Genomic DNA, 15,839 nt, shown 5'->3' on the forward strand with positions numbered 1-15,839 from the left:
GCTGGCCCTGGAGCAATAAATTACTCACACACATCACAGCCATATCTGCCACAGGCTGTGATATCGATTTTCATAGCAACTCTCGATCAATATTATCCAACGTCTTGATCTAGAGACATGACTTGCTGAGCTTGCTCATGGTTACTTATAACGTGACAACGCCCATACCCAATAATATATTTGCTCCGTATCTTGGGCTGTTTGTCCACAATTTTTATTATGAAAGATAAAAGCACTAAACAATCAACCTTATCATTGCTAATTTTGGATGTCTTCAAGAAACGATCTAGGTTTACCTCTGTAGGTATGGTCTTCACACAACTATTACAGATAATGAGAATTCAGCACTGATATTACTAGCCTTTCAATATAGTTTCCCTGAAAATTCTGTACCTTATTTCAGCCATTTACTAGAGTATTTTAGAGTTCAAGCAACTTATTATTACTCCATTCATCCGAGAGACTGGATGCTTAAGAAAAACCAGCAGACTTAAACGACTCACCATTGCTATTCCAGAAGAATAATTTCCTCTTACCTACATGAAATAATAAATATTTTCAAGGGTCATGCTTACATAGCCAAAATGATAAAACCATAGATACGAAGTATGGTCAACTATCCCAGAGTACGAAAGCAAGGGAAATAGATCTTTTACAGCCACTAATCAAATAAGGATGTAATTTCAATACCATTCTCTCCCACGATATCAACAATGGTCATTAGGGCACCTATTTGAACTGAAGATGAAAAGCACTTGCCCAACTTGCAAACGCCCCTTGTACTTGCCTGATAACAACCAGCCTCTGCGGAAATGGCTAGTTATTTGTTCTGATTGCTATGTACTATACCAAGCTGAGCCCGGTGTTGTGATTGGTGCATGGCTGGGGTTTTCCCATAATCGCCAAGATATTTATCAAGCCCGAATTCAGATGAAAACTGGATCTACGAAAACAGTAGAAATGAACCAGCTCATCAGTGCAAACGTTCCAATTATATTAGTGACACCTCTCAACGGCCTAGGTCAATTAAAGCCAATTTCATTAGTAGAACTCCAGACAAACCAGTCTCACTTTCTGCTTCACCCTCAGCGGCAGCTCTCCAAATATCAACGATACAGCGCTATTGGAGTCAGTATAATTGTTGTCTGCGTAGGTTTATCCATACAGAGCACGTTAGCCCCTATCATCATTGTGGTGGTGGTCAGCAGCCTTTTAGTAGGAAAATTAATACCAAAAATCTTACGAAGCAAAAAACATCATTCTCCAGCTAAATATCGCTTAATTTTGGAGCAGCGACTCATTAAACAAAGCGACAATTGGGGAGAGCAGCTACAACAACTAAAAATAGAGTTATCAAAATTAGATCAAGCGAACAAACGACTCATTTCTTACAGTAAAGATGAATTATTCCACATCAGATCAATCTCAAACAAGCCAAGAAAACGCCAGTACTTTGAGAACAAGTATCACAGACTGAACGAATTGATTGAGCACTATATCTTGGCAAAGACTTTGATTGACACAAATATCGCTATTATTCAGTTAACAGAAGAAGTGCCCATTGACCTAATAGATCAATTATCTAACTTCTCCTTGAAGATTAAGCATCTAGATAATCGCTATCAATCTATAACCTAATCCGCCATACTCTTAACTCCTTGGGTATGAAGGCATAAAATACCTCCAATAGGCTTTCTATAAAATCGGCTCTATCTACTCTAAAACAACAGATATTCTAGAGTTTGTAAGCCCTATTGCTTTATTGCAGAAGAACATCTTCTTTATGGTCAATGATCACTTTCTTATCTCTAATTAACTGATATCGTCCAGACCACCGACCTGGAATGAGGGGTTGTTGGGTACCCTTCTTCCCTAAAGAACGGGTCCATACCTTCTGAGATTCAGACACAGGACGATTAAACTGAGCAACCATTTTGCCCTGAGGATCTTGGAGCTGCAAGCGTTCCTGATCTCCTTTGAGCATGCCATAGGTATGGACCCAAAACACTAGGGCAGGGCTATCTACCGGAATCACCCGATCCTTAAAATCCCCATCCCATAACTGCTCTAGTTTAGGCAGTTGCGTGGCAAAGCCAGCCCGAATCAATCCCGTTGATTGGTAGGGAAGGGCTAGGTTCCATAAGGGACTCTTGCTGCCCTGACACCCCAATTGGGATTCTGGCCCAGTAAACGGATCTATAACCTTGTCTTGGTAGCGAACACTCAAGTGAACATGGGGAAAAGAAGCCTTCCCAGAAGTACCTACTAAGCCTAGAGGCGTGCCCTCTTTCACTTTATCGCCCGGTTGAACCAGCACACTTCCCTGCCGCAGATGACAATATTGAGTCTGCCAGCTTTCATCATGTTCAATAACAACACCATTACCGCATTCCATTCCTTCAACGGCATCTGTTTGAGTTTGATCCTGAATTCGGCGATCGCGAATATTGTTCCGAGTGCGCAATACAGTCCCTGCTGCCGATGCCTTAACGGTAACCTCCTCTTGCTCATCAGAGATAGCAAAGTCGGTTCCTTTGTGGCCATCGTAAGTCATCCGGCCACAGCCAAAATCTACAGCTTCTGGCCCTGGATCCCGATCAGGATAAAGCAGAACAAAGCAGTCTTTGCCTAAGGTGCAATCAATGGGTAGCCCTAGCCGCAAGGTGGGGTTAGCTTGGGTCGCCAATTCACATCCCACCACAAAAAACAATCCCAACAGCAGTAGAAAAATGTACCTACGCACAATATTGTTGCTCCTTGTCCTAAACCAGAGGTATGTGAACTCACTTTATCAATGGTTGATGAGTTCTAAGTGAATTAATAACGATTGAATTTTATTCAAAATCTAGAATTAAGCTGAATAAATATCGATTTATGGTTTTCTAAATCCCTATTTATTTAGTTATGCTTTGTATTACTTTAATATCCAAACATTCACAATTCATCACAAATCTTCTACAGCAAAGCATTGCCAAGTAACCTTCTCAGCTTTTTGTAAAGATTGCTAATATTTATGAGCCATAGACTTACTAAAGCGTTATAGCTGGAATACTTAGAAAGTAAAAATTAATAACTGCTTAAGAGATGATCACTTTACATTCTCGGAATCAGTACGATTATCAACATTTCTATTAATATTTTTATAGATATTTCAGAAGTTTTTTAATTTATAGTTAGCAAGGATTTTTTCAGTAGAGAAGAATTACTAGATACATGGGGGAATTGAAGACTGTCTGGCGACAAAATCATATCTCCAAATTAATTGGGTAACAGATTCTTCTCGCGTAGAGCATTCATTTTACAGTTTTGCTACTCGTTCGAATGAAAGAGCTACAAGAAATCATTCCTTTTGTCATTCAAGCCGATCATCAAGATCCGTCCATTATTGTAGCGACTGTATTGCAGGCAGAAGAATCAAGCTACTGCAAGCCTGGAACTCGGATCCTATTAACCAAAACAGACCAAACCATTAAGGCAATTTGTGAGGATTATATTGATCAAAAAATTATTGACCAAGTTAAACAACTGGTTCAGATCAATGCCAGCCTTCAAGTATACCGATATCATGTCGATTGCCCCCATAAACTGAATAAAACAAGCTCTCAGGGCGGAACTACAATTTTACTGGAGCCTCTCAATAGCCGATCGACTAGAGCTCAGTTTGATTTTATCGCCGAATGTTATAGCGAGAACCAATCTGGGGCAATCGCTACCGTTTTTACAGTAGAAGGGGCTATTCCTGCCCAAATCGCCTCCCGATTATTTCTCAAAATGGATGGTTCAGTAGCCAATCAAATTGGGGACCATTTTCTCACCAATCTCATTTTTCAAGATACCGTCAAGATACTGGCAGCGGGGCAAACTCGGACCAGAAGTTATCCCTTTATTGACGGTTATGTTCAAGCCCTGATCGAAGTCATTACTCCTCCCATCCAGCTCTATATCTTTGGCATTACACCTTACACCTCTCCCATTACACTCCTTGCCAAACAGTTGGGGTGGACCGTGGTCATCATTGAGCATCCATCACGAGAGATTAAACTCAACCATTTCCCAGAGGCGGATCATATTCTGAAAGTAGATACCCAGGATCTGCCCAAACAAATTCAGCTCTCGTCTTATTCAGCTGCTGTTGTAATGACAGGAAACTTTGAGCAGGATTTGGCGATAGTAAAGTTTCTATGGTCTAGTGCCATAGGCTATTTAGGTATCCCTGGCACCAAAGCAAGAGCGCAACAACTGATTCAAGGGCTGCAGGGTGGGGGCACACTTACAACTCAACAACTCAATCGGCTGCATGGTCCCATCGGCCTAGATATCGGTGCAGAAACGCCCAGTGAAATCGCTTTAGCGATAGTGTCTGAGATCCAGGCCGTTGTTAAACATCGCACTGGCTCGTTTTTACGAGAACAGCAAAACTCGATCCATGATTCTGTTCCTGATTTGATTTCCCTGATCAAATAACTCCATGCAATTAATCATCAGAGTTGAGTCTCCTTCACATCTCAATCTGGAGGTGCTGCATCAGGATCAGGGGTTTGTTCTGGAATAGGGTTGGGTGGGACAGAGGTAGAGTCACAATCACACACCAAACTTTCTAGGAGTCCAGTTGCGATCGCAGCACCGGATTCCACCGAAGGGGCAAACCGACTAACAAGCCGATCAATCTGGCCTGCGGTTCGGACTAACTTGACGCCATCAATCGTCATTTCAGCCAGAGGATACTTTTCCAGAAACTCCAACAGGGAAATCTGACCATCATCGCTCAAGGACTGAATCACCCCTGACCGAAGGGCTTGAATATTGGCCACTCGACCTGGAGTTCGAAAAATCTGGCCTGCTTGAAACAATGCATATTCCCCAGGCAATAGGTAGAGCAACCGATCGGCCAATCTAAGGCTAATTTTCACATCTTGAGCTAGAAACCGCCGGACGACGTTGGGATCTTGATCGGCAGCATTCAAGAAAAACTTGAGTTTAGAAGTGGCTTTACCTGTTTCAGCAAAAGTCTTGAGTTCTTTTACCGTTAGAGATTGACCAAATGGCCCATAGGTAAATTTAATCTTGGTAGCCCCCAGGGCAGTTTCGGCCTGAAGAACCAGGGCAGACAAGGTACAAATAGAACCCAGCCCCATCCAGATCACCATGTTCCGCAACCTTCGTAGACCTGTCATTGATGTTGATGCCATAGTAAGGTCCCAAATTGAGAGAGCTGGATTAATCAGGGAAATACTTAACTGCGTCCAATCACCCTATTTTGTCTCGATCAGGACAGCTTTTTCAGTCGGCTCCAGGTGATTACATTTCTCAGAGGAATGACGGTCGATTGCGGCATCTGCAGACTGATATTGCTTGCTGGTGGCATCCACTTCTGGTTCTGCCGCAGATTTAGCGGTATCACAGTCACAAACTAAATCTTGCAAAACCCCTTTAGCCACTTCTAGGGCAGGGAGTACCCGCTCCACAAAACCGCGAACATCCTGATAGGTCCCTTCCAAACGGGTTAGATCAAGCTGAATTTGGGTTTGGGGATGCTTGGCAATCAGTTCAATAAAGGAAACCCGGTTGTCAGCAATGGAATCTAAAACAGCGGTGCGAATTTCCGCTAAATCCCTTTCAGTGCTACCAGAAGCACTACTAATGGCATCATCCAATTTCAATAGCAAAAAATCACCATTCGATCCTTCGATGAAGCGTTCGACAAACTTGGGAATTTTGATTTCTTCTTTTAAGAGAGTTTGAACAACATTCGGTACCCGGGCATCCGTCCCTAGCAACTTTTGCAAATCAGTAGGCATCTCCCCCGTATCGGCAAACCGATCTAAGTCTTGTCGAGTCACTGTTGCTTCCTCTGACTTATAGCGAACAATGATGCTCTCAGAAGCCTGTCCTAAGTCTGCACAGGAAAAGCTTACGAGGGTGGCAAACATCATTCCCAAAGGCACGGGGATTGAGCGTTGGAATAACATAGAATCCTCCTTGAGAAATCAAATAAAGATGCAATGAACCAAAGCACCTTCAGGCAAACCCAGCACAACATGTCATGATTTGCTTTATTTTCCGAGGCGCTCGCTTCTCTTGTAAATGCATCCATGTAAATATTTACAGGAGTTTTGAACCTTAAACTGTTCAGAGAATGAGTGCTTTCTCGTCCCCTTCCTTCTATACCTATGAATGCTCCTGCCCAAATTCCAGCCTGGACTCTTCGTAATCACACCTTCGCTTGGGGAACTCGTACCTATTTAATGGGAATTTTGAACGTTACCCCGGATAGTTTCAGTGATGGTGGCCAATTTAACTCCCAATCTGCAGCCCTATCACAGGCCCATCATCTTATAGAAGCCGGTATCGACATTCTCGATATTGGGGGTCAATCCACTCGTCCTCAAGCCATTGAAATTGCTGAGGGCGAGGAATTGGCTCGGGTCATTCCCGTCATCAAAGCCATCCGGTCGGAACTAGACGTTCCCATTTCGGTGGATACCACACGAGCCTCCGTAGCAGCGGCTGCGATCGCAGCCGGAGCCGATCTCGTCAATGATGTCTCTGGTGGCATTCACGATCCACAGATGCTGTTGACCGTTGCCAATCTGAACGTTCCGATTATTTTGATGCATAGGCGAGGCACACCTCAAACCATGCAGCAATTCACAAACTATGAGAACTTGATTCAGGACATTATTGATTTCTTGAAACAGCAAATTGATGCTGCCCTGGCCGCAGGTATCTCTAAAGATTCCCTGGCGATCGATCCAGGCATTGGGTTTGCTAAAACCGGGCCTCAGAATTTAGCATTGCTGCGCCAAATCGCCCAATTTCAAGTCTTAGGCTGTCCGATTTTGGTGGGACCTTCCCGTAAAAGCTTTATTGGTCACATCTTGAATCAGCCGGATCCACAACAACGAGTATGGGGCACTGCTGCCGCCTGTTGTGCAGCCATTCAAGGTGGAGCGGACATCCTGCGCATTCATGATGGAGCAGCCATGGGAGAGGTTTGCCAGGTGGCAGATGCAATTTGGCGAACTGTGTGATCGATTAAAGTCCTTTTGTTAAGATTGACTTAGAGCGTCTCTGGCTTTTATTCTGAGACTAAAGTAAACTTTCTTAACATTTTCGGATCACCATGATTGAACCCAGCCGCGTTCCAAATCAAATTTCTTACAAGTTTGGATTCAACGACTTTGCAGAACGGTTTGGCGGTCGTGCTGCCATGATTGCATTTATTGCCGCTCTTATCTTTGAAGCCGTCACAGGCCAAGGAATTTTTTCTTACCTGGGTTTAGCCTAGTCTTCACCGCCTTCTACTGAGAAGTCTTCACATCCATACTCTCGATAATCCTGAGCAGTGCCCTTTCGGCTTGTTCAGGATTGTTCTGTATATTGACTGCAATCGGGAACGACTTATCCTATTGACCGCGTCTTAACTCTAAAGTTAACTGTCCCCAACTATGGCCAACCTCTTTCTCTACTCAACCCTCGCCGCTTTACAAAGCAGCGTCCTCCTTCCCAGTCCTGCCCTCTCTTCAAATATTCTGATCGCAAAAAAAGATAAAAAGCCGCCCGCTGCATTGGTAACGGAAGTAGAGATATTGAAAGAGAACTTTGCCGACACCTGGTTCTACACGCTACGAGGCAGTTTAAAGAATCAGTCAGATGCCTCAATCTTGACCCCCTTGGTCTATTACGAAATTTATTCCGAAGAAACCGACAAGATCATTGAAGCAGGCACAGCCGAAATTCAACCTAAGATCTTGACGGCGGGCAAAGCAGGCAGCTTTCAAAAAGAACTCAATACCGCTGGCAAAATCAGAATTACGTTGGTGCAGTGGCAGCAAGTCGACAAAGCCATTAAATCCCATAAACAGATGGAGTTCTTTCCCTTAGAAACTGGGGGGGCAGCTGCAGAGGAAGAACCCGGAAATCAACCGTCTCCCTAATTCACGTTAAATCCTTGCTTGTTTCTCAGACTTTCATCAGCCAATACTCAGATTCCCTGTCTACTATCAAAGTAGATTAACTTCTCACACCAAGGAGTCTGCCCAGGGGAGCCATTCCCTGGGTTTCGTTGTAATCGCTAGAATTTCTTGATGAATGGATCTGTATGGGGAATATTGACCCTATAAAATTAAAATTAGCCTGATTTTTCTTCGATCAGCGTCACATTTTTGTCCTAACGACTGTCACTGCTTCTTGCCTAAGTCCTCCTTAGTGTATGAAGTATCGAATCAGGAAGCAGCCATGAATACCGTCACTCATCCCCCTTCCATTTCATCCAACGCCCCAGTCAAAAGTATTTTTTCCAGTAAGACCTTTTGGGGAATCGCCTTTACTACTGTTGCCGCCGTTGCCCCCATCGTCGGCAACAGCGTCGATGCAGGCAAAATTACGGGCAGCGATATTTCCCAAATGGTGGTGATTCTCTGTGGCACAGGCGCAACGCTAGTGGGACGAATCGAAGCCGGGAATGTCTATACACCAGACCTAATGCCAGGTCCAAATAAGACTGATATGTAAACGACTATAGGGCTCAGGCAGGCTTCCCCGCCAGCTCTTTGGAAATCTGTCCCCTTAAGATAAAGAAGGCTCATCTCAATCTCTTAGCGACCTATGCTTCAAACCTTCTCCCTCAAGCTGTCCCTGATAGGGGTGCTGACGTTAACTCAGCTAATGGGATGTCAGTCTGAAGTGAAGCCATCATCTTTAACCTCAACCCGTTGCGAACAAGAGGGAGACTTCGTTTGGATTGAGGCCGGAAACTATATTTTAGGCAGCGATCGCCAAGAACGAGATTATGCATATCGCATCTCAGCAGCAGCTGCGGCCCAGCAACCGGATAAGCGAGCCAAAGCTGAAGCCAGTTTACGCCAAAGGGGTTGGTTCGATGGAGAACCGGATCGGCAGGTGCGATCGCAACCCTCAGTTTGCATGGGCAAAAACCTGATCACCAATACTGAATATCAAGCCTTTGTGAAAGCAACGGGGCATCGAGCGCCTTTCATTTCTGCAGGTGATTATCAAAAACAAGGGTTTCTCGTCCATCCCTATGCCTCCGTCAAACCCTACCTTTGGCAAGATCAACGTTTTCCATCGGGCAAAGACCAGCATCCTGTCGTTTTAGTGTCTTACCCAGATGCCCAAGCCTTTGCCCAATGGCGAGGCCAACAAGATGGGCAATCCTATCGCTTACCCACTGCCTTGGAGTGGGAGCAAGCCGCCCGAGGTAACGATGGCCGCTACTTCCCTTGGGGCAATGAATGGCAAGCCGATGCCACCAACTGGGCCAATCATGGCGGACTGCAAACGAGTGAGATCGCAACTTATCCCCTTAGCCGGAGCCCTGCCGGGGTAGAAGACATGGCGGGGAATGTCTTTGAATATACGTCTACCCTAACTCAACAGGTTATTCGCCAAACAGTCGTGATGAAGGGATGCTCGTGGGATGACTCACCGGGCTTTTGCCGAGCGGCTTACCAACATTCCCGTCCCCAACATTCACACCATATTTTATTCGGCTTTCGCTTAGTCAAAGAATAAAGGCTCTAGCACTCCAGCTCTACTTGATCTTGAACGAATCTGGAAGCGGCTTAAAACTCAGGGAGTTGAATCGATCGATCTTGAACCAATCGCTGGGAGTAGGGGATGGCATCCTTAATACAGTCTGCCAGGGTTGCATGAGTTCCAACGATTTGGGTTAATCCGGTCTTGTGGAGATTCTGAACCACATGGGACTGAGGCGAATACAACATTAATCGCTTTCCTTGCCGATGGGAGATCCGAAAAGCGCCAAATAAAATACCTAAGCCTCCGCTATCTAAGCGCGTGACTTTTTCCAAATTGATTAGGATCACCTCAACCCGAGATTGAACCAGCTCATAGATATGCTGATAAAACACGTCTTGGGTTGTGGAAGTGAGATGTTGAGGGGGGTGAACAATACAGAAGCTCGGTAGTTGCTTCACAATCGGTACCTGCTACAGACAGCAGTAGAGACAATCAAACCAAACCATTCGTCTATCTGTTGAGTTGTAGTGGCAGTCTACCAAACCTTGGTTCCTCACCTAAGTTTAGTGACAATGCTTAAACCTCCGCGATCAGTCTTTCGTTATCTGCCTTATTCAGACCCTCTATATTGGCCTCGTTGATGCTGGATGTTGACCCATCAAATTCCGGCAAATCCGCAAACAGTCTATTGTTGCAGACTTAGAGTTGATGCTACTGTGGTTCAACGTGAATATATTTGCTCATGGTGAAAGAAATTTGTTGGAAGTGACAACTATAGAGGTGGAACTGAGAAATCGAGCATCACTCTAGGTGATCTAACTTCAATTAAGGGTTTTCTGACTTTAACAAAACACATGGATATTGCAGACTGCTATCGCCTGCTACAACTTACTTCTAGAGCCAATTTAGAAGACCTCAAAGCCTCATACCGTCGGCTAGCAAGGCAATGGCACCCAGATATCAATCCGGGTGATGCACTCGCCCATGAGAAGTTTATTCAGGTCACCGAAGCTTATAAAACGCTCCAAAAAATTATTCCTCCTGCTCTAGATAACAGCACCGTTCCTGCATCTGTTCCACCCAGAACGGCAGCGAAGCCCCGCTCAGCCCCTTCAGTCAGAGTCTCAACCCAGCCGACCAAACCTTCGCCCCCGCCCCCGCAACAGCCCCAGCGCCAGGCTCAACCCCAAGTATCTACTCCCAAACCAAGAGTAACTGTTGCCCAGCAGCCCGCCCCTCAGCCGAAACCCGCCTCTACGACAACCGCTAGAAAAACCCCTCTTTCACCTACAGAAATCAAGCTGAAGGTGGATTCTTACAAGCAACTTCAAGATTTAATTCAACGACAGAGATTCCCTAGAGCCGTTGCGCTCATTGAAGCCCTAGCCCAACGACTTCCTCAAGATGTGGAAGTAAGACAATGGCAGGCCATTATTTACCAATCTTGGGGACGTCAGCTGATACGTGAACGAAAACTCAATCAAGCTAGAGCCTATTTAAAGAAAGCTTTGAATACAGATCCTCACAATAAAGCTCTTTGGGCTGAAATTGAGCTGGACTTTAAGAAAATAGAAATGGCTTTTTAATATCCTATGCATTCCTGGTGGATGAAAAAGGTTGGGATGTTAGGAATTAAATATCATACTAATCTGCACTAACTAGATTTTGTACTACACCCATCACAAGAGACCTGTGATGTCTGGGCAAGTCGTTGTGATTTCAAGCCCCTTTTCTTAAGGGCAGCTATTCTACCGATCAAACCGGCCCTAGAACATGATCTAGCCCACACAAATTTGCAGATAATATCTCTATTGGTTTGTGGGATGCATCGCTTAGAAGTTTATTGTTAAGTGTTTTCATAGAAGTATCTTATTAGAGGATATTTCCATGAAACAGTTACTAGGTAGTCTAGCTATTTTCTCTACTCTGGTTTCTTCCCTTGGAGGGTTTGGCACTGAGGCTTTTGCCCAGTCCAATCGTTCAGTCCCCAATCGTAGAACGGTCCATTGATAGTCTAAGCTCTACCGTCTCAATGGTCATAACCTTTTCTTTCATTTTTAACCAACTAAAAGATTTTTTAGTTGTGGGAGTAGTGGCTCTTTCTCATTCTAAAAACGTTTTTTCGGCTAGTCTCTAGGTACCGATGATGACACCATCGGTCCTGGATATGTCGTTCAGCAGAGTCAGTTTCTGTCTGGTGGAAATATATTGGCCGCATAACCCTAGTTCAGCAAGACGATCCCAGGTCCAATTTTCAGCCTACTTCTACCCAATGGGCCTAATTTGAAAAGCAATTTGATTGATTGAACGGTAGATCATCAGGCCAACGAGACTCAGTCTTAGTTAGACTGAGTCTCGTCTTTTGTATCCGTTGTATAACAAATGTCAGCTTTCAATATATTTTCTCTCAATTAGTAAGAAATACGCACATTTACTGATGGCAATCAACAAAGTTAGTTTCCGTCAATAGGTACATAATTTATATAATTATTTTTTCTATTTTGTATCGAAAGAAACGACATCTAATCAAATTATTTGCCATAATTGAATCATAAGTTAACTAACAGTAAGTAATAGTAATGTTATTTATTAAGTATATTTATATCCTTTAGATTTCCCGTTCAAATGGGCACTCTAAGAGCAATGCATTCATCTTCTCTACTCTTTTCAACAACAATAGCCTTCCTATCGTGTCTCAAACTTTAACTCTCTCTCCCCCTTCTGCCCCTACTCTTCAATCTACTTTCCCTCAAACAGAGACTTACTTCATTACCCTCTGTACTCATGAGCGAGAGTGCTTATTTGGCGAAATTATTGCCGGTGAGATGCAGCTCAATGATTTAGGCACATTAGTTGCAGATGAATGGCAAGCCTCTTTTGAGCAAAGTTCCGATTTCGACCTCCACCATTGGGTGATGATGCCGAACCATATTCACGGCATTATTGGCGCTGCGAACTCAGGCCCTCAGGATTTGGACCAACAGCCCCTCGTTCAGGAAACGAAGGTGCGATCGCATTCCTTAATCAAGTGGATCTCCTCCTTTAAAGGGATAGCCAGCCAACGCATTAAACATCTGAGAAACTTGCCCCATCAACCCCTTTGGCAACAAGAGGTCGATCAACATATCATTCCTCATCGGTTTGCCTTTCACACCTTCCATCAATACATCACCACTAACCCCCATGCTTGGGATTGGGATAAATTGCATCCAGACAGCCCAGCCCTAACCTAACAAGCACCCATCCGTTTCTTTCCTAATTAGGCTGAGATCCGGTAGCCATGAATTCGAAGGAGGGTGACATCACGCGGCGGCTTAGGGTCCGGCGGAATTTTGGGTCCAAATACTTCAGCTGTAGGGCTTGCCATTTTTTCCAATTTCTAAACCGCTCCTCTTGCAAGAGTTTAGCTAGAGAAGGCAGCTGATCTGACCAATATATTCCCAATTCTCCCACCAAGAACTCACTTAAGACGGCCTCATCTTGAAATACTCCCAATAATTCCTGTAAAGATCTAAATCCTTGGGTTTGAGCCTGATAAGTCTGTCCAAAAAAAGGAATAAAAAACTCTGTTTGATAACGCACCCGTTTCATTTGTTTTCGCAAGTCATGCAGATCGGGCCCCTCTTGGGCAAAAACCTGATCTAAGGTTTCCATACTCATACCAACCATCGGATAGATCCGCCCTTCAAGAGTCTCAGTAGCCACCAACCACCCTGGATGCAAAAAGAGTTGGCTAAGAAGAGGCAATAACAAATCCGGAACCACGTCTAACACAGGCATTGCTGCAACACTTTGGAATTGTGGTTTTTTTAGCCAATCCCCATAAGCAGCAACAAACTGACGATAGATTTTGCTTTTAAATAACTTAGGAAGTTGTGAGAACTTCTTCTGACGGCGTTTGTTCAATCGCTCTAAAACATGCTGAATCTGTACGCCTTCATCAGTACTCGTACTCGCAATGGATAAATAATGCTGAAACCAGAGTTGCAAGACATCTAAATCCCGGACCTTCCCTAATTGCCTAGCAATTTTTGTGATGTTGGAGCGCTGAGCAGCATCAGGTAGATCGATAGCTGGGCCAAATACATCGATAGCCGTCCTCAAACGCCTCATGCCCACTCGCATTTGGTGCAAATTTTCTGGATTGCGATCTGCTAACACCCCATCTTGATATTTTGTGGACTTCTTCACATGTTTTTGAATCGCCCAATAGGCCACTTCGCCCAAAGATAATTGGGCATCGAACTTTGGAATTTTCGTTTTTGTCGCTTTGGTATGAGATGAGGATTGAGTTCTCATATCTAGCTAGGCTCATCCTTTCAAGACTGGAGCAAGGACTATTCTATAGAAGGGACTCAGCATGGAAGTGACATGCTGCAGTATCTGCAGGATTCTTAGATCCAGTAGGAACTGGGTATGACAAAAAAGAATCGATAAATCCTGTTACAGAAAGGCCAGCCTTATATTAACTTGGTCTTAACCCTGCAGGATGTTTGCCTAGACACCATTGGCGTAAACATCACTGATTCCTAAATACAGATAAAATAATAGAATACTCAAGTATCAGCGAGACTGAAGGATAAAAATAGGATATTAGCAGAAATTTCCTGATACTGAATCAGATATTAACTTAACAAGAGAATAATCAAAGATTAAATATTTGATTATCCTAAGCACATTCATTATTTTCAGGAAAAAATATTCAGACTTTCTTTATCAGAGTTAATATTTTCTTAGTGCTAGTTAAATCAACACATCCTCATTCCAGTTGATCTTGACCTATCTGTAAGTTGTTTTTACTCTTTTTGAGTTGTTTCCATAGTCGCTTAATATCTTTGTAGGCCTGCAAAGAAGAAATTTTTCCTGATGTTTCCAAGGCACAAATAAAATTAATTTTTTGAGCGAATTCTTGAAGATTTGCATTAAATGCAAGCTTTTCAGGAGTAAAATCCCCTCTATACTTACTACGAGGGTATAAATAGCGATATTTGCTATCAGATCGGTCTTTAGGAGTATGTGGTGTAGTCAAACAAATACTATGCAGTAACTTTTATTGCTTTTTTATTCTAGCTAATTCAGCTTTTTTAAAGTAATTTATTTGCACTAATAGCTCAAAATCAATTCTGAAGTTTGCCAGAAATTACTGCATATTACCTATACAATTTAGCGTTCCTTATTAACAATTTAACCTATTCTTTACCTTGAGCAGATATTCTCCAACGGAATGTAGAATGTTCTTACTTATTTCGTGAGTGGTTAGGGAGTTTTGTAACCTATGTTTCTGAAACATAAATCGATGAATTTGTTACGCTATGTTTCCCTAGCTTTTTTGGTTGCTAGCGTATCTGCTTGTACAGGTAGTGATACCCCCAGTGATAGCTCTTCTAGCACTGGCTCTGATGCTGATCTATCAGGGAAGATTACGGTGGATGGATCTAGTACTGTCCTGCTTATCTCTGAAGCCATGGCTGAAGAATTTCAGGCTGTTAATAAAGATGTCAAGATTACCGTTGGAAAATCGGGTACAGGTGGGGGTTTCAAGAAATTCTGTACCGGTAAAACTGAAATTTCTGATGCATCCCGCCCCATCAAGCAAAAAGAGATTGATTTATGTGCCGAGGGTGGCGTTGAGTACGTAGAAATCCCCGTTGCCTTTGATGCACTGTCAGTCGTGGTCAACAAGGACAATGACTGGGCTGCATGCATGACCGTAGACGAGTTAAAGACGGGCTGGGAAAAGGCTGCACAAGGCAAGATCAGTAAGTGGAATCAAATCAATCCCAAGTATCCAGATGCACCATTGACCTTACTAGGCCCTGGTACTGACTCCGGTACGTTTGACTATTTCAATGAAGCCATCACTGGCGAGGAAGGTAGCCGAGGCGATTTCGCCACCAGTGAAGACGACAACACCATTGTTCGTGGAGTTGCGGGTGACAAAAATGCCATGGGCTATTTTGGCTATGCCTACTATGAAGAGAACAAAGATACTCTCAAAGCAGTTGAAGTGGATGGAGGCGATGGATGTGTCGCCCCTAGTGATGCCACTGTTTTAGATGGGACTTACTCTCCTCTTGCCCGTCCCCTCTTTATCTATGTCAGCAAGTCCGCCCTGGATCGTCCAGAGGTCAAGGCTTTTATCGAGTTCTATATGGATGTCAAGAATAAAGAGCTGGTGACAGAGGTGGGTTACTTCCCCTTGCCCGACGATATCTACGGCAAAGCTTTGGCTCGTGTTCAGGAAGGTAAGACAGGCACTGCTTTCCCTGGCGGAAAGACCGTTGGTGTTAAGCTCGCCGACGTCCTCTAAATAAAAATCCATTAAATGGGGATTCTGT

General features: G+C 43.8%; 17 protein-coding genes. 11 read left to right on the forward strand and 6 right to left on the reverse strand.

The window, feature by feature from the left end:
• Positions 1-777: 777 nt before the first annotated feature.
• Positions 778-1,638 carry a hypothetical protein gene (locus I1H34_RS14600; RefSeq protein ID WP_212661789.1) on the forward strand — a complete coding sequence of 287 codons (861 nt, stop codon included), beginning with the start codon at positions 778-780 and terminating at the stop codon, positions 1,636-1,638.
• A gap of 121 nt (positions 1,639-1,759) precedes the next feature.
• Here I1H34_RS14600 and I1H34_RS14605 read toward each other — a convergent pair whose 3' ends face one another.
• The gene (locus I1H34_RS14605; RefSeq protein WP_212661790.1) at positions 1,760-2,743 is read right to left on the reverse strand and encodes a M23 family metallopeptidase; all 984 of its coding nucleotides are present in this window, start codon (positions 2,741-2,743) and stop codon (positions 1,760-1,762) included.
• Between the two features lie 563 nt (positions 2,744-3,306).
• Here I1H34_RS14605 and I1H34_RS14610 point away from each other — a divergent pair.
• Entirely contained in the window at positions 3,307-4,464 is a 1,158-nt protein-coding gene (locus I1H34_RS14610) for an XdhC family protein (RefSeq protein ID WP_249369251.1), read from the forward strand.
• A gap of 41 nt (positions 4,465-4,505) precedes the next feature.
• On the opposite strand, the gene I1H34_RS14615 is transcribed toward I1H34_RS14610, so the two are convergent.
• Together I1H34_RS14615 and I1H34_RS14620 are read right to left on the reverse strand one after the other, a co-directional pair.
• Positions 4,506-5,189 carry an alpha/beta hydrolase gene (locus I1H34_RS14615; protein ID WP_249369253.1) on the reverse strand — a complete coding sequence of 228 codons (684 nt, stop codon included), beginning with the start codon at positions 5,187-5,189 and terminating at the stop codon, positions 4,506-4,508.
• A gap of 63 nt (positions 5,190-5,252) precedes the next feature.
• Positions 5,253-5,969 carry an alpha/beta hydrolase gene (locus tag I1H34_RS14620; protein ID WP_212661791.1) on the reverse strand — a complete coding sequence of 239 codons (717 nt, stop codon included), beginning with the start codon at positions 5,967-5,969 and terminating at the stop codon, positions 5,253-5,255.
• Positions 5,970-6,170: 201 nt separating this feature from the next.
• On the opposite strand from I1H34_RS14620, the gene folP reads away from it, so the two are divergent.
• From folP to I1H34_RS14645, 5 genes are all read left to right on the forward strand, one after another.
• Positions 6,171-7,031, forward strand: a complete 861-nt coding sequence (gene folP, locus I1H34_RS14625) for a dihydropteroate synthase (protein ID WP_212661792.1) — start codon at positions 6,171-6,173, stop codon at positions 7,029-7,031.
• Positions 7,032-7,123: 92 nt separating this feature from the next.
• Positions 7,124-7,288, forward strand: a complete 165-nt coding sequence (locus I1H34_RS14630) for a hypothetical protein (protein ID WP_212661793.1) — start codon at positions 7,124-7,126, stop codon at positions 7,286-7,288.
• A gap of 160 nt (positions 7,289-7,448) precedes the next feature.
• Complete coding sequence (locus I1H34_RS14635; RefSeq protein WP_212661794.1) at positions 7,449-7,937, forward strand: hypothetical protein; 489 nt, start codon at positions 7,449-7,451, stop codon at positions 7,935-7,937.
• Between the two features lie 301 nt (positions 7,938-8,238).
• Entirely contained in the window at positions 8,239-8,514 is a 276-nt protein-coding gene (locus I1H34_RS14640; protein ID WP_212661795.1) for a hypothetical protein, read from the forward strand.
• A 93-nt stretch (positions 8,515-8,607) separates the two neighbouring features.
• Complete coding sequence (locus I1H34_RS14645) at positions 8,608-9,534, forward strand: formylglycine-generating enzyme family protein (protein WP_212661796.1); 927 nt, start codon at positions 8,608-8,610, stop codon at positions 9,532-9,534.
• Between the two features lie 50 nt (positions 9,535-9,584).
• On the opposite strand, the gene I1H34_RS14650 is transcribed toward I1H34_RS14645, so the two are convergent.
• A complete protein-coding gene (locus I1H34_RS14650) occupies positions 9,585-9,959 on the reverse strand; it encodes an STAS domain-containing protein (protein ID WP_212661797.1) in 375 nt (124 codons plus the stop codon).
• 396 nt (positions 9,960-10,355) lie between these two features.
• On the opposite strand from I1H34_RS14650, the gene I1H34_RS14655 reads away from it, so the two are divergent.
• From I1H34_RS14655 to I1H34_RS14660, 3 genes are all read left to right on the forward strand, one after another.
• Positions 10,356-11,087: a J domain-containing protein gene (locus tag I1H34_RS14655; RefSeq protein WP_212661798.1), complete on the forward strand. Its 732-nt coding sequence runs from the start codon at positions 10,356-10,358 to the stop codon at positions 11,085-11,087.
• A gap of 301 nt (positions 11,088-11,388) precedes the next feature.
• Positions 11,389-11,511 (forward strand): hypothetical protein, encoded by a 123-nt coding sequence (locus I1H34_RS32780; RefSeq protein WP_283250016.1) that lies wholly within the window; start codon positions 11,389-11,391, stop codon positions 11,509-11,511.
• Between the two features lie 680 nt (positions 11,512-12,191).
• Entirely contained in the window at positions 12,192-12,734 is a 543-nt protein-coding gene (locus I1H34_RS14660; protein ID WP_212661799.1) for a transposase, read from the forward strand.
• A gap of 22 nt (positions 12,735-12,756) precedes the next feature.
• Here the strand turns inward: I1H34_RS14660 and I1H34_RS14665 are convergent, their stop codons facing one another.
• Complete coding sequence (locus I1H34_RS14665; RefSeq protein WP_212661800.1) at positions 12,757-13,800, reverse strand: CHAD domain-containing protein; 1,044 nt, start codon at positions 13,798-13,800, stop codon at positions 12,757-12,759.
• A 460-nt stretch (positions 13,801-14,260) separates the two neighbouring features.
• Positions 14,261-14,530, reverse strand: a complete 270-nt coding sequence (locus tag I1H34_RS14670) for a DUF7219 family protein (protein ID WP_212661801.1) — start codon at positions 14,528-14,530, stop codon at positions 14,261-14,263.
• A gap of 267 nt (positions 14,531-14,797) precedes the next feature.
• Here I1H34_RS14670 and I1H34_RS14675 point away from each other — a divergent pair, with 267 nt between their 5' ends.
• Positions 14,798-15,811 carry a PstS family phosphate ABC transporter substrate-binding protein gene (locus tag I1H34_RS14675; RefSeq protein ID WP_212661802.1) on the forward strand — a complete coding sequence of 338 codons (1,014 nt, stop codon included), beginning with the start codon at positions 14,798-14,800 and terminating at the stop codon, positions 15,809-15,811.
• Positions 15,812-15,839: the final 28 nt, after the last annotated feature.

Source organism: Acaryochloris marina S15 (genome assembly GCF_018336915.1).
Taxonomy (GTDB): Bacteria; Cyanobacteriota; Cyanobacteriia; order Thermosynechococcales; family Thermosynechococcaceae; genus Acaryochloris; species Acaryochloris marina_A.

Coding starts and splice junctions, on each gene's coding strand:
- I1H34_RS14615 (WP_249369253.1), bottom strand. CDS start 5,189: ATGGCATCAACATCAATGACAGGTCTACGAAGGTTGCGGAACATGGTG.
- I1H34_RS14620 (WP_212661791.1), bottom strand. CDS start 5,969: ATGTTATTCCAACGCTCAATCCCCGTGCCTTTGGGAATGATGTTTGCC.
- folP (WP_212661792.1), top strand. CDS start 6,171: ATGAATGCTCCTGCCCAAATTCCAGCCTGGACTCTTCGTAATCACACC.
- I1H34_RS14630 (WP_212661793.1), top strand. CDS start 7,124: ATGATTGAACCCAGCCGCGTTCCAAATCAAATTTCTTACAAGTTTGGA.
- I1H34_RS14635 (WP_212661794.1), top strand. CDS start 7,449: ATGGCCAACCTCTTTCTCTACTCAACCCTCGCCGCTTTACAAAGCAGC.
- I1H34_RS14640 (WP_212661795.1), top strand. CDS start 8,239: ATGAATACCGTCACTCATCCCCCTTCCATTTCATCCAACGCCCCAGTC.
- I1H34_RS14645 (WP_212661796.1), top strand. CDS start 8,608: ATGCTTCAAACCTTCTCCCTCAAGCTGTCCCTGATAGGGGTGCTGACG.
- I1H34_RS14655 (WP_212661798.1), top strand. CDS start 10,356: ATGGATATTGCAGACTGCTATCGCCTGCTACAACTTACTTCTAGAGCC.
- I1H34_RS32780 (WP_283250016.1), top strand. CDS start 11,389: ATGAAACAGTTACTAGGTAGTCTAGCTATTTTCTCTACTCTGGTTTCT.
- I1H34_RS14665 (WP_212661800.1), bottom strand. CDS start 13,800: ATGAGAACTCAATCCTCATCTCATACCAAAGCGACAAAAACGAAAATT.
- I1H34_RS14675 (WP_212661802.1), top strand. CDS start 14,798: ATGAATTTGTTACGCTATGTTTCCCTAGCTTTTTTGGTTGCTAGCGTA.